This window comes from Planctopirus sp. SH287, from assembly GCF_056500625.1.
In genome coordinates this window covers 2,046,627-2,059,081 of the sequence record NZ_CM151403.1, presented here as the reverse complement: position 1 = coordinate 2,059,081, position 12,455 = coordinate 2,046,627, and the positions used below count along the sequence as shown (strand labels likewise).

The window sequence follows — 12,455 nt, the reverse complement described above, 5'->3', positions numbered from 1 at the left end:
GCTCCATGAACTCTCTTGCGAATTTTTTCATAGAAGTGATGAATTGGCTCTTCCGGGCTGATCCTCTTCATACATTCTATGCAGAGAAGCTCATGGAGCCTTTTTTTAGTGCTAGTTTAACACTATCAGGCTTCCTCCTGGCGTCCTACACGTTCATTGTCACCCACATGAAATCCCATGTGTACGACTCAAGGGAGTACTTTGAACGGTTTGAAAAGAAAAATAAGTCTTACGGAAATCTTGAGATTTACAAACCTCTGCAAGTCCTATCCAACAAACTCTATTGGGCAGTGATGGCAACTTTTGTTGTTTCCATCATTCAGGTTTCCGTGGGTCTAATACCGGCGAATCTCGCCGCTCTTGTCTGCATGGGGTCGATGGCAGTGGCTGCTGTTGTTGTGTTCGAGTCAATCAAGGATGTTGGTGAAAACCTGAAAACGTGGTTCGACCTCATTAAAAACGCCCACCCTTGCCAAGGCCTAAGCGGTCTTCCGCCAGAATCTAAGTCGACGGGTTCAACCATGTCAGAAGCTGCTTCTCTCCCTGATCCTCAAAACCCAGTTCACCAGGTCAAGCAAGAACCACCAACCGATACCGTGCATCTTTAGTCGCAGGAATAATCACAGCCCCGAGTGAATCTCCGGTGTGATAGTGATTCCGCGTGGAATCAAAGTTCGCGTTCACCAACTCACATAATCCCCCGCTCCAATCGGGGGCGGGGGAAGCGGCTGGCCGTCTCGCTTGGCTCTCTCGCATTCCAGCCGCCATTCTTCATTCACACGGCTGCAATCCCCTTGGTATCTGGCCCAGTCTCGCTGGTTGGCGATGATCGCCCAAATGACCGGAAGTAAGGCGAGAAAATACAAAACGATAAACAGCCAATCAACCAACATGGATCAAGCCTTTACTCTGGCAGGTGAGGCAGTTGATGATGCCTTTTCTTCTTTTCCCTAGCGTGACTAAGCCGTGCTGGGAACAGTCGAAGATCGTGACTTCCTGGCTTTGCATGCTGGGGCAGCCGATGTTACACATCACGGCTCCGGCTCGGCCCCGTCTGTGAGGACAGGGGAAGGATTCCAGCAGTTCTTTCTCACCCGGCATCAACGGTTTATTGAGCAGGTTCGATGGCTGGGGGGTGACTTGCTGAGTTGTCAGCGGCTTTGGTGGGAGCGGATCTTTGCCCCGGCCCCGCTCCACAATGGCCAGTTCTTTGGTCAGATCTGCCCATTGCTGTTCGCTCATGCGTCGTGGCTGAACGTGGGCGGCTTTGATTCCGGACAGTTCTGGATAGCCCAGTTCTTGATAGCCCAGCAGCGCGTTGCGGGCTTTGGTGGTGAAGTCTTTGCCGGCATAGGGTGAGCCGTCCACATCGCCGTATTGATGGACGTACTGGAACTCGGGATGCACCCACGCATGACGGCCCGCTTGGCGGTATTTTTCCTGAATGTAGTGCTCTTCACCGCCCCAGCCCCGGCAGTCGGGATGGAAGCCCAGCCATGATTCGCGGCGTACCAGAAAGAACCCGCAACCGGCGGTGGCCACCTTATACGGCTGAGCGTCTGAAGCCAGCGTGTGAGGCGCTGCCGTGCAGACGCCGAAGTTGCCGTCAGCTCCCCAGCGTTCGCTGCGATGACTGCACACCACGGCGGGGGTGCCGTCGTCGTTGACCATCTTTAGATGGAGTTCCATCGCATGATGGATGTCATCGTTAAGCGGGTTCGCGTCGATCCAAGACAGGATGCGTTCCAGTACTTTAGGGGGCAGTTCGCAATGGGAATCGAGGCACAACACCCAGTCGCCACTGGCTTGACGCAAGACTTCATTCTTGGTGGGGGCCGTGCCGGCGCTTTCTGTGAACTCTATGTACTTCGCGTTAGGTAACTCGCTGAGCCGCTCTTTCGCTTTGCTGGCATGTTTCTGGCCACGTACTTTGTCCGGGATGGTCAATGAATTGTCGACGCAGAGCAGTTCCACGTCATCGACAACGGCCAATGCGAGACGGTCTTTATGCAGCCCCGCCAGCGTGTGCCAGAGGCGTTTATAGTCGCAGCATGTCGGAATGCCGATCGTCAGTTTTGGGTTCATTTATCTAGTCCTTGAAAATCAGGCGAGCCAAATCGTGGCTGCCCCGCCATACCAATAGATACCGTCGCTGCTCGTGCAAGAATCCATCGTGGTGTCGTTGTAGCGTACCACTAAAGTGGTCGCAGTGGTCGGTGGTGCTGTCGGGCCGGGCGACGCAAAGATGTTCCACTCAGGGATGACATCCCAGTACCACGCAGGGCCGTTCGGGCCTGATGGGTGCCATGTAAATTCCCCGTCCAGACCTGACCCGTCAGTGACGCGCAACGGTGGGGGCGTGGCCACACGGTAGGCGTAGTACTCTTCCCCGGAGTAGTCGCTGCCCGTGAATATCAGAATGTCAATAAAAACATCACCGAGATATTTCAGAATCAAATTTCCACCGACCCCGCAAGTGATATAGGCAGGCGGCGAACCCACGGAGTAGTAATTCGATCCGTGGTCACCATCGCCCCACACGAAGTGCATTCCGTCGATATATAGCGGGCCATAAACCAGCAGGGTGGAGTATCCCGCAACGCAAGGACTCCCGCCGCCCGTGCCGCTGCCAGTCTCCGATCCGGTTTCTGACTCGCTGCCAGAACCTGTGCCCGTGCCTGTGCCCGTGCCTGTCTCAGAGCCGGTGTCAGAGCCGGTGCCGCTATCACTCCCCGTCCCTGATTCACTCCCAGTGCCGGAATCTGAGCCGCTGCCGTCGCAGTCCAGCGGCATGGGCTGGCAGGGCGTTTCCGCGTACTGGCCAGTGTATTCGCCGTCGTAATCAGGCGGGCAGGCATCGCAGCCGGATTCAATCGACCAGCAGGGCGATGACCCCCATTGATCCCAGTGTCCCGGCTCCGAGTAACCATTCCATTCCCACGCCTGAGTCGACACGCACGTCGGGCCGGTGCCAGTGCCGGTCTCTGAGCCGGTGCCAGAGTCTGAGCCAGTCCCCGAATCTGAGCCGCTGCCGGTTTCCGATTCACTCCCGCTGCCCGTCTCCAGCGGCGGGCATTCTTCCATATATGGCTGTGTGCAGGGCGTATAGGCCACTTCGCCGTCGTAGGCTCCCACACGATCTGGTGGGCAGGCCCGGCAACCCTCGGGACAGAAGCCGTCACCGCCGTTCCACATGGCGTCTTCGGCCATCCATGTCCAGCGCTCTTCAATTTCACAACCCGTGCCAGATCCGGTCTCGGAACCGGTGCCAGAATCTGAGCCAGAGCCGGTGTCTGACCCCGTTCCAGAGTCGCTGCCTGTTCCCGAGTCTGAACCGGTGCCGCTATCTGAGCCAGAGCCAGTGCCTTCGTCACAGCTGACAGCGCTGAGGACGGCGGAGGTGGGATGCGTCGGCAATCCGGTCTCCGCGTCCTTCGGCAATTCGACAGACCCACTCAGCGACTCGCAATCACCGTCGTAAGTGTAGGTCGCACCGCCGACACCCACCACAATTGACGCCCCTTCGTCGTCCACGCTCACACCAATTGTGTGAGCTTCGTTCGACCAGGTGCACGGATTGGACGTGCCGTTGGATGTCAGTCGATGCGTTCCATTGAGCGGCGCCGCACCTCCGGTGGCTCCGCTGAAAACGACTTCAAAACACTCGGGGCAACCGCAAGGATTTTCAGGCTCCTCCTCCGGCTCCCACGGCCCGGTGAAGTTGACCGGTGGCCATGGCCCGCCAACTGGCACGCCTTCGCTTTGACGCCGGATGTTCCGCCAGAGCCGTTCGATATCGACTTTTGCAATCTCCACATCTTGTCTGAGGGCATTTAGCTCCTGCATGGATGTCCGGAATGGCGTCGTCATTTTACTGCTCCATCCCAGTTTCTGGGTCGAGGTACGCAATCCGGCTGTGATGCGTCACGCCCACCACTTCACGCACCTTGTAACCCTTGAAGGTCTTGAACAAATCGAACGTGAGCGTCTGACCGGCGTAGAGTGTCACTTGCTCTAAAGCCCGGATCTTGAGGCGTTCCCGCAGTTCGGCAGGATCTTGCCCCAGCAATTCGGCCCAGTCGCCTGAAAAGGTGATCGATGTCAGCCCTTGGGAGAGGTCGTATTCAACGTCTGTAACGACAGCTTTGATCTGTTCCCAGCCGGTAGCCATCGTGCCACCAGCCCCGTTGCCACTGGTCATGGAGACGCGGCGATTGAGTCCAGTGAATGAGAAGTCCAGACCGTCCAGAGTTGCACCACCTACCCAGACGATGTCTTTCTGCTCGTCCAGCACGGATCGGGCGTACTTACGGAACTGCTCCATGCGGGCGGCAGTGGTGACGGGGGTTCCCCACTCTTTGCCGGTGGATAAAAACTCGCTGTACTCCTGAAGCTCACGAGTCAACCCCGCTGAAGTGAAGGCCGTCCCCTCCCAGCCCGATTCCGGCACGCGAACTTCGAGGCAGGGTGCGTACGGTGCCCAGATGATGCGCACGGCAGAGGGAGCGTAAACCGTCTGAGTCGTGCCCGGTCGGGCGGTCGGATGCTGGTAATAGGGCAACGTCCCCTGGAACGTCGCGATGCCGTTCAAGAAATCGAACCACACGCTTTCGACCGTCACCCAGGAACCGCCGCGATTATACGACACCTGAATCACAGGCCGCTTCACGTTGTTGAATTGATAGGGGCCAACGGGGATCGTGATATACTCGGGCAGGAGAGCTGCCCCGCGACGTTTCACCGCTGGGATGATCTGCCAGCGGTGCCAAGCCTGTTCGGTGTGATATCCGGAACTGTCGCCCCATGTCTGGAGATTCACCGGATCACCCAACGGCATGAGTGAATTCACTGGCGGGTCAATGTCGTCTTCGGCGGGCAGAGTCCAGTGAAACACTTCCAGCGTGTTCGTCTCGGGGCCGTAGACCCTCACAGCCGAATGACACTCTTCAATGGACGATTGGAGTTGCATCGACAGCACGGGGAACGTGACGGCGGGATCGTTGAGCCGCAACGTCACCTCGGGCGAGGCGTCAATCTTGAGGAATCGCCACTTGCGGCTACCCGGCTCGAACAGCATGCGCATGCGGGGATCAAACTGCCTGACCCGCTCTAACGCTGATCTGATCCCCTCGGACTGGAACACCAGCTTCTGTTGCGGCTTGAAGTCAAACGGGGCCAGATCGGCATCGACAAACGGAATCTCTGCCGCTTCGACGGTGCCATCCCCAGGGGCTGCGTTGCGCCAGACCAACGGGTGATAACTGTATTCCAGGACGCCGGCCAGAATCTGACCCACAGTGCCATCACTGCCGACGCTGTGCGCGTAATCGTCGTCTGCGTCGTTCTTGCAGTTGTAGACCAACCTCGGCAGTGCCCCGACTGTTGGATATGGCCATTGCCCCTCGCTGGGATTTCCCGGTTCCCAGGGTGCGTTAAACACCACGACTTCTTTGGTCACACGATAGGTCGAATCGAAACATTCGTAGTCGATACGATTGCTCTCGACAGGCTGAATGCTCTCCACGAACCCTTCAAAAAGGGGGTTGCTGGCCGATTGAGCTGCTCCCCTGATGGTCTCTCCATCGAGCCAGAGACGGATAAACCAATACTCGATTGGTTGAGCGTGCTGGGGTGCCACCACAGAAAAGGTAAGCCGGGCCGCATGCTCATAACTGACCTGCAACTTCAGATTGGATAACGCCAAATCTTGCAGGTCGAGTTCCGTGAATTCGCCAAACGGCTCAACTTGTATTTGCATCCGCACAGTCATCGCGTGCTCCTTCGCTGAGCCGCTTGCCGCTGGGCGGCGGCGTTCTGGCCGACGACCTTCTGTTGGGCCTTGAGGGCTTCAATGTCTTTTTGGATGGCAGCCTGGGTGTCCAGGATTTCGGCGGTTTGCTTGACTTGATCTTTGGCCGACCCCAGCAGATCCTGCTGGTTCTGGTTGCCCCCCTTCAGGCCTTCCAACGTCTGCTTTGCCACGTCGGCCTGAGCCTGTGCGAGCTGCTGCGGGTCAACCTGGCCCCGAGTGAGTTGCGTTCTGACCCGCCGCTCCTCCTGCTGGATCGCTTTTTTTCGTGCCAGGTCTCGTTGACGCAGTATTCGTTTTTTCTCTTCCGTCCCTGCATCCCGAAACGCCTGCTGGTTCTTCTTGTCGGAGTTGAACTCCTTGACCGCCTTTTGTCCTGCCTGCTCACCTGCCCGCTTGGCGAGTCGGGCCGCTACTTTGCGGGGATCTTGCTGCTGGATGAAAGCCTGAGGGTTGAATCCCGCTCCTTCCAATGCCTTCTGTGCCGCTTGTTTTCTCGCTTCTTTGGCCTGTTCTGCCTGGGCTTCCAGATCATCGACCAGCTTCAACTTCCGGGCTTCGGCGTCGACCTCCGCTTTGATGCGTTGTTCCAACAGCCGCTGAAGCGTCTTTTGCCGGGCTTCCTGCCGTTCCAGTTCTGTCTTCGCTGCCTTTTCGGCTTCGCTGCCTTCTTTTTCGATGGCCTCTTCCCGCACCTTGGCGATCTTCTTGGCCGCATCTTCTTCAATGCGGGCCGCTTCTTTCAGGTCTTTAGTTTTGCGACCCGCTAGCGCCGCTTCCCGCTCCAAACCACGAATCCGGGCATCGACACTGCCAGCGGCTGAGGTGGCGTTGAATGCGGCCTGTGCAACCGCTTCGCTTTCGGCCATCTTCTGGCGTACTTCTGCCGCTTTCTGTGACTGCTCAGTCTCCTGTGTCAGGAGATCCATGCGGTAGTCGTGGGCGGACTGAGCCAGTGACTTCTGACGATCGGCGTCAGCTTCCAATCGCTCCATGTCGTTTAATGCCACTCGACGCTTTTCCGCATGCTCGGCATGAATCAATTGCAGCCGGAGAGACTGGATTTGTTCGGCGGTGGCGCCAGAAGCTTTTGCAGCGGCAATCTCAGCTTCAGACTGCGATCGTAAAAACTGAACGTTGAGTTCGCCTTGAGCTTTGTATTGACTTTTAGCCAGTTCAATTCTCTCTTGCTTCAACTTTTCCGCTTGCTCTATTTCAGCGGCGGCTTTTTCTTTTTCGAGTGCGTCTTTTCGATCCTTGAGTGCTTTCTCTTTCTCCGTGAATGCGGCCCATTCATCGTTGGCTGCTAACTCGTCTTCTGTCAGGGAAATCTCTTTCCCCTGTTTGTCTTTTTGCGGTTCAGTCCTCTTAAGCCCGTCTGCAATTCTCTGGCCAAACTTGCTTTGCAGGTCGCTAAGTTCTCCTTGAACTTGCTCTGCTGTTTTTATGGCGGCCACTCGCTCCATCTCTGCCCGACGCGCCCTTGACGCTTCATCAGCTTCATTTTGCTGTCGACGTTGGGCGAACCCTTCTTGTGCTGCCGCCTGTTTTGTGTCGACCTGAGCTTGGCGATTATCGGTGTCGTAATCTTCCTGATTTTTCTTCCGATAGTCTTCCAGATTTTCTTTGCCACCACCCGCAACATGAGCCAGCCACAGCGCGGCTTCACCCGCGCGAATGGAGGCATCGGCCCATTCTCCCGCTTGTCGAGTCGCTTCCCCGTAATAGAACGTGACTTCCTTGTCGATCGACTGCCCGATCTTCTTCAATGTCGGCTGAATCGTATCTTCGTAGGTCTGTGAAATCGCACTGGCATAAGCCCGATGACTTCGTGTCATCCCATAGGTGGCTTGGCTGACTTTCGAGGCTGCCATCTCGACCGAACGAGAGAAGTTCGACGAGCGTTTTCCCAGTGCGTCGACAGAAACGCCAGTGTTTTCCAGCACCGCATGCAGTGCTTTGAAAGAACCCACAACAGCTAGTGCCACCGTTGCCCACCCGGAGAGCGCCGCCCCGACTCTCGGAATTACGGCCAATGCCCGCAGAGAGGCCGTGGTGACCAGTTGCTGGCCAACGGCTGTCTTTTCCAGGCTGTCTTTCGCCTCGCCCAGTTCCTCGCGATATTTCTTCGTGGACGCCCAGAGTTCCCGCGTGTTGTTCACCAGGCTGACGGCCGTTTCCGCCGTCTGAATCAATCCCCGTCGAACTTCCGTGATGACGATCACCTGTTCGCGTTGGGCTTCCGTGACTGTCTTGACGCTCTCGGCCTGTTGCTGCATCGCACTCGTGAGCTGGCGGTTCTCCTCAAACACCTCCCGCAGGACAGCCCGCAGTTCTTCCCCGCTTTTGGAAAGCTGGCGCGTGGAAGCAATGGCCGGTGTCACGCCCTGTTGTGCGAACTGGGCGGCGCTGGCACTCGCTGAGTCCAGACCTTCCGCGATGTTCGATTTCAGGTTCAACGTGAAGCTGCTGGCCATCACTCATTCCTCTTCGCCTGGGCGTCGGCCTCGGCTTCCATTTGTTCCAACGCCAGCAGCCAATACTCCACCCGCTCAGCGGGCAGCTGCTCCAGATCCGACAGTGTCAACCGCAACCGCTTTCTCAGGCGGGCTGTTCGGAGCACGTCGGCGAAGTGGTCAATGTGTTCGCTGCGGGCACGTCCTTTGAGGCATTGACGGACGTGCCGACTGACTCCCCCGGATCGACGCCCCGCATCAGGTCAGCGGTTGCCTTAATGAAGGGGGCCGCTGCGTCGCGATGATGGGCCAGCAGCAGTTCCAGATTCGTGCGGGAGAAAGGCACCGGCTTTTGATCTGAATTGACAACATCTTCCCAGCCGGTGACCAGATTAAGGCGAGAGAGGATCAAGCGGGCATAGGCTTCGCCGCTATCGTCCTTGCCGCTGAATGCCCGGGTACAGAGCTGATCATCAGCCATCTGTTCGCCGAACGTCGGCTGACGCATCAGGAGCGTGAGTTGACCAGTGGCCAGGGTCAGCAGCACCCGCAGCGGTGCCGGGTTGATTGAGAAGCAGAACATGAAACAAGTCCTTTAATCAATCAGCCCGCGTTGCCGAAGAACGTCTTCAAACTTTGCGAGCTGGGTTTCCAGTAAAGCGTTGATTTGTGCGGCCCAGGCGGGCGGGATCTTTTCGGGCAGGAGCTTTCGCAGCTTGTTAAATGCGGCGGCGTACTGGGCCTGATAGGACAATTTCACTTGCAGGCGGCGGCCCCGGAGAGTGGCCCGACTGGTCAGGCTGGTCTGGAGCTTGCGCGAACGAATCCCGATTACCACGCCCCGGCTTTGTCTGGCGGGTTGCCAGCGGTCACCGTCCACCGTTTCTCCGCGCGAAAGCCGGTCGAACCGCTCTTTCTGCAACTTCAGCAGGAGCTGCTCCACGGGCCGGAGCAGCTCCTGAAAGATGCGTTCCCATTCCTGCTCAGACTCACGGAACTGCTGGGGGAGTTCCGTGAGGTCGAAATCAGGCATGATTAAGCCACGTCTTCGTAAGCGAACGTGATGCCGTTCACTCCCGACGATTGCGGCTTCAACACATCGAATTCCAGCGGCTGCTGGAGAATGCCCCGCTGACGGGCGGTCTTGGCGGTTCTCAAAAACAATCGCGGCAGAGTGATCGTGATTTGCGTCCAGTCCGTGGACTCTTCGCCGGTGCCCATATGCAAGCCTTTGAGTACCAGTTCGGCTTCGACCTCCTGTTCTTCCGGGTTCAGATCAAGGATGGCCTCTGACCAGGTGTTCGTGATTTTCGGGGGGCTGAAACTGACCGTCTCCACGGTGTCACCCGCTGGCATCGACAGCGGCACGGGACTGTTGAGATAAGACGTGATCAGGTTGCGGCTGGAGACCAGCGAGAAGCCGCCATAAGGGACGGCCACGCCCCCCAGTTCCAAGGTGGTGTCAATGAAATCGAATTCAATCAGCTTCTTGCGGTCGAATGGCACCGCAGGGGCGTTCCCCACCGTGGCGTTCCCCACCTGCTCGCGACCCATCAGGGCCAGAGCCAGTGTGATGGCTCCCCCTTCCTGGCCCGCCAGAGTCGCCTGATTAACGCGAAGGCCCAGATGCCGCTGATTGTCGACGTTCAGCCCTTCGTACCAGTTGGCGGATTTGCTGGCCCGAAACTTGGCTTCCGGGCTACCGAAGCCCCAGGTGAGCAGGTACTCGGCCAGACTGGGCAGCCCTTCCGCCTGCCGCCAGCCAAACAGGTTGGTGTTGAGATTGCCTGTTGGCATGCCGCGGAATCGGCGACCGTGTTGTCGCTGGCGAGAACCCGCGTAGGGTGTCGCATTCCGCGCTTCCGGGGTGAATTCCACGTCATAAGTATCGACAGGCACATGAATCAGCGTGGGGGAACCGGGGTAATCGCCCCAACTCACTTCATCGACCAGTGAAAGGAACGATTCATTTCCGGTGATAAATTGAAGATCTGGCATGGTCGAATCCTTTGGGAGTTAAGCGAGAAAACAAAGCGGAACAGCGAAGAAGAGGGAAAGAAAAGGCCATTAGCTTTTCGGCTTTCTCGCTTTTCTGCTGTTCACGCTCCTGCATGGTAAATGTCGGTACGGGACAGCAGGCCAATCGCGACCTGGACTTCAAAACAGAGCTGACCGGCCGCGCCGGGGAGTTCAGCGGGAACCATCGAGATGGGGCCAATGGGTCGGGGAACACTGCCGATGACCTGACGGACAAACGGCACCGTCGAACCGACCGGATGAGCCTGAATCACGGCCCGCAGCAGCTGATCACTGAGGACTTCCGCCAAGGTTTGCGAGCTGAGCGGCAACCACGCGCGAAACTTCAGCGTCAACGGCACATCTTCCAGCCGATTCAGGTTTTCCCGGACACCGAAGGGTTGCCATTCGGCCGCCAGAGCCGGGAGTTCCTCCACCGCCGGGCCGCCACGCAGGGCGAGTTCGGCGATGTCGGCGTCTGTCTCGAAGATGCGACTCCATTCAAAGCCTTCTAGCCAGACCCAGGCATCAATCGCATTCCAGACCGCGGCCCGTAAGCGGGACATGTAAGGCAACTGATCGGGGAGCGTGATGCCTGGCAGCGAAGGATTGGCCGGGAGCAGGTAAAACTGCTCGAAGTCGACATACAGGGTGGCCAGATAAACGCCCGGTGACCGGATCAATTCCAGATCGACCCGCTCGGGTTGCGTGACGGCCTGCAAGCGGCCATGGTCGAATGGTCGCCACGCCAGCCAGTCGCGGAGCTGCTCCGCCAGTTCGTCCAGCGCTTCAATGCTGATGGCATCGCCTTCGGTGACCGTGCTGGCGAACTGAATCACCAGCGTGCCGGCATCACAGGCGGCGGCGTCACTCTGGGCGACGGTGGAGACTTCCCGGCAGGAGACAAAGACCAGATGGCCTTCGCCCAGGCTGGGCAGATCTTCCTGCCGGAACGTGCCGGAATGAACGTCCAGGGGAATCAGATCATCCGCATGGGCCGCTTCCAGAGCGTCGACCAGATCATCAATCAGGTTGTTGGCACGGCTCATGATGGTTGGGTGCTCTTGTGAATGGTGAAAACCCGGAGGACACGCCCGCGAAAATCCTCGAAGGCGTAAGGCTGGGCGGCGGGATTTTTGTGAATCACGGCATAGATACGGGTTTTGTCGCCGATCGTTTCGTGAATCTCATCGCCCCGGGTGGGCGTGATCTCTCCGCCGGACAGCTCCAGATCGTCGGCGTGGAATGTCCAGTCGTGGCTTTGCCAGTTGAATTCCAGCCCCTCATTCGAGACGCCTTTCTGCTGGCTCATTCCCCGCACGGCCACCACTTCCACCGACTGGTTTCCTCGCCGATAAGTGACCGTCGCCCCGTTCACGATCTTCATCGTGTGGAGAGCGGCGGCGATGGAATCGGACATGTCCATGGGTGGGAGCCTGAAAGCGGGGAAGCGGAAAAGCCAAGAAGCCAGAGGAAGAGGGAAAGCAAAAACTCTTAGCTTTTCCGCTTCCTCGCTTTTCCGCTTTTCTGCTTCGGGGCCGTATAAACGGCCACCGGGCGGCATTGGTTCCCCTGGCAGGTCATCGTGGCGGTGACCGTTTGCGGGACTGGCGGCGCGGCGGATGGAACAAGGGTTGTTTGCCTGGGGGGCGGCCCTTTGATCGGAACGGGTGGCACGGGATTTGGCGGCAGCGCCGGAGCGGGGGCCGCGGGTGAGAGCGATTTCAGCTTCGGAATCGCAGCAGGCGGCGGCAGTTCGGCCTTTGTGGGTGAGGGGGGCACGCTCCACATGAGCTGCGGAATGATGCCCGGCGTGGAAATCGGATCGGGGAACGGCACCAAGGGTTCCAGACGGTCGAGGGCCGACAAATCCACCCGGTATGACGTGATGGGGGACGCCACCGGGGAGGTGAGCAGCTCCAGACACTCGGCGCAGGCAGCCGGAGTCAAGCCGACCGCAGGCGGCCCGGCATCGAGCGTCTCGAGCATGGCCAGCAAATCAGGCTCTGCTGTTGCCGAAACCAGAGTAGGCGCCGACGGCTGAGCGGCTCCCGCTGCGGAAAAGAGACTGGACATCGGGAAGGGATGGTTCAGCTGGCACATGCTCAGGCCAGAAAGGGCACCGAACCCGAAGGCCCAGAGGATGGCCAGTAATTTGTAACCGCACATGAAAA

At 58.2% G+C, this 12,455-nt stretch carries 12 protein-coding genes; 1 reads left to right on the top strand and 11 read right to left on the bottom strand.

The annotated features are described in order from the left end of the window. Nucleotides 1-5: 5 nt before the first annotated feature. Nucleotides 6-608: a hypothetical protein gene (locus SH287x_RS07805; RefSeq protein ID WP_479518093.1), complete on the top strand. Its 603-nt coding sequence runs from the start codon at nucleotides 6-8 to the stop codon at nucleotides 606-608. Nucleotides 609-680: 72 nt separating this feature from the next. Here the strand turns inward: SH287x_RS07805 and SH287x_RS07800 are convergent, their stop codons facing one another. The 11 genes from SH287x_RS07800 to SH287x_RS07750 form a co-directional block, all read right to left on the bottom strand. Further along, nucleotides 681-893, bottom strand: a complete 213-nt coding sequence (locus tag SH287x_RS07800; RefSeq protein ID WP_479518091.1) for a hypothetical protein — start codon at nucleotides 891-893, stop codon at nucleotides 681-683. Next, nucleotides 883-2,085 (bottom strand): glycosyltransferase family 2 protein, encoded by a 1,203-nt coding sequence (locus SH287x_RS07795; protein WP_479518090.1) that lies wholly within the window; start codon nucleotides 2,083-2,085, stop codon nucleotides 883-885. The genes SH287x_RS07800 and SH287x_RS07795 overlap by 11 nt, the downstream gene beginning before the upstream one ends. An 18-nt stretch (nucleotides 2,086-2,103) precedes the next feature. Continuing rightward, complete coding sequence (locus tag SH287x_RS07790; protein ID WP_479518088.1) at nucleotides 2,104-3,870, bottom strand: hypothetical protein; 1,767 nt, start codon at nucleotides 3,868-3,870, stop codon at nucleotides 2,104-2,106. A 1-nt stretch (nucleotide 3,871) separates the two neighbouring features. Then, complete coding sequence (locus tag SH287x_RS07785; RefSeq protein ID WP_479518087.1) at nucleotides 3,872-5,770, bottom strand: hypothetical protein; 1,899 nt, start codon at nucleotides 5,768-5,770, stop codon at nucleotides 3,872-3,874. Next, nucleotides 5,767-8,286 (bottom strand): hypothetical protein, encoded by a 2,520-nt coding sequence (locus SH287x_RS07780; RefSeq protein WP_479518086.1) that lies wholly within the window; start codon nucleotides 8,284-8,286, stop codon nucleotides 5,767-5,769. The genes SH287x_RS07785 and SH287x_RS07780 overlap by 4 nt, the downstream gene beginning before the upstream one ends. A 124-nt stretch (nucleotides 8,287-8,410) precedes the next feature. After that, nucleotides 8,411-8,848, bottom strand: coding sequence for a hypothetical protein (locus SH287x_RS07775; protein ID WP_479518085.1), 438 nt, complete (start codon nucleotides 8,846-8,848; stop codon nucleotides 8,411-8,413). 12 nt (nucleotides 8,849-8,860) lie between these two features. Continuing rightward, complete coding sequence (locus tag SH287x_RS07770; RefSeq protein WP_479518083.1) at nucleotides 8,861-9,298, bottom strand: hypothetical protein; 438 nt, start codon at nucleotides 9,296-9,298, stop codon at nucleotides 8,861-8,863. 2 nt (nucleotides 9,299-9,300) lie between these two features. Then, the gene (locus SH287x_RS07765) at nucleotides 9,301-10,263 is read right to left on the bottom strand and encodes a phage tail tube protein (RefSeq protein WP_479518081.1); all 963 of its coding nucleotides are present in this window, start codon (nucleotides 10,261-10,263) and stop codon (nucleotides 9,301-9,303) included. Nucleotides 10,264-10,364: 101 nt separating this feature from the next. Further along, the gene (locus SH287x_RS07760) at nucleotides 10,365-11,330 is read right to left on the bottom strand and encodes a hypothetical protein (protein WP_479518080.1); all 966 of its coding nucleotides are present in this window, start codon (nucleotides 11,328-11,330) and stop codon (nucleotides 10,365-10,367) included. Further along, on the bottom strand, nucleotides 11,327-11,707 hold the full coding sequence (locus tag SH287x_RS07755) for a hypothetical protein (RefSeq protein WP_479518078.1): 381 nt from the start codon (nucleotides 11,705-11,707) through the stop codon (nucleotides 11,327-11,329). The genes SH287x_RS07760 and SH287x_RS07755 overlap by 4 nt, the downstream gene beginning before the upstream one ends. Before the next feature lie 68 nt (nucleotides 11,708-11,775). Continuing rightward, entirely contained in the window at nucleotides 11,776-12,450 is a 675-nt protein-coding gene (locus SH287x_RS07750) for a hypothetical protein (RefSeq protein ID WP_479518076.1), read from the bottom strand. Between the last annotated feature and the right edge of the window lie 5 nt (nucleotides 12,451-12,455).

Excerpts from the sequence above, each read along its gene's own strand:
- SH287x_RS07780 (WP_479518086.1), bottom strand. The coding sequence starts at position 8,286 with ATGGCCAGCAGCTTCACGTTGAACCTGAAATCGAACATCGCGGAAGGT.
- SH287x_RS07755 (WP_479518078.1), bottom strand. The coding sequence starts at position 11,707 with ATGGACATGTCCGATTCCATCGCCGCCGCTCTCCACACGATGAAGATC.
- SH287x_RS07760 (WP_479518080.1), bottom strand. The coding sequence starts at position 11,330 with ATGAGCCGTGCCAACAACCTGATTGATGATCTGGTCGACGCTCTGGAA.
- SH287x_RS07750 (WP_479518076.1), bottom strand. The coding sequence starts at position 12,450 with ATGTGCGGTTACAAATTACTGGCCATCCTCTGGGCCTTCGGGTTCGGT.
- SH287x_RS07795 (WP_479518090.1), bottom strand. The coding sequence starts at position 2,085 with ATGAACCCAAAACTGACGATCGGCATTCCGACATGCTGCGACTATAAA.
- SH287x_RS07765 (WP_479518081.1), bottom strand. The coding sequence starts at position 10,263 with ATGCCAGATCTTCAATTTATCACCGGAAATGAATCGTTCCTTTCACTG.
- SH287x_RS07790 (WP_479518088.1), bottom strand. The coding sequence starts at position 3,870 with ATGACGACGCCATTCCGGACATCCATGCAGGAGCTAAATGCCCTCAGA.
- SH287x_RS07805 (WP_479518093.1), top strand. The coding sequence starts at position 6 with ATGAACTCTCTTGCGAATTTTTTCATAGAAGTGATGAATTGGCTCTTC.
- SH287x_RS07775 (WP_479518085.1), bottom strand. The coding sequence starts at position 8,848 with ATGTTCTGCTTCTCAATCAACCCGGCACCGCTGCGGGTGCTGCTGACC.
- SH287x_RS07785 (WP_479518087.1), bottom strand. The coding sequence starts at position 5,770 with ATGACTGTGCGGATGCAAATACAAGTTGAGCCGTTTGGCGAATTCACG.
- SH287x_RS07770 (WP_479518083.1), bottom strand. The coding sequence starts at position 9,298 with ATGCCTGATTTCGACCTCACGGAACTCCCCCAGCAGTTCCGTGAGTCT.
- SH287x_RS07800 (WP_479518091.1), bottom strand. The coding sequence starts at position 893 with ATGTTGGTTGATTGGCTGTTTATCGTTTTGTATTTTCTCGCCTTACTT.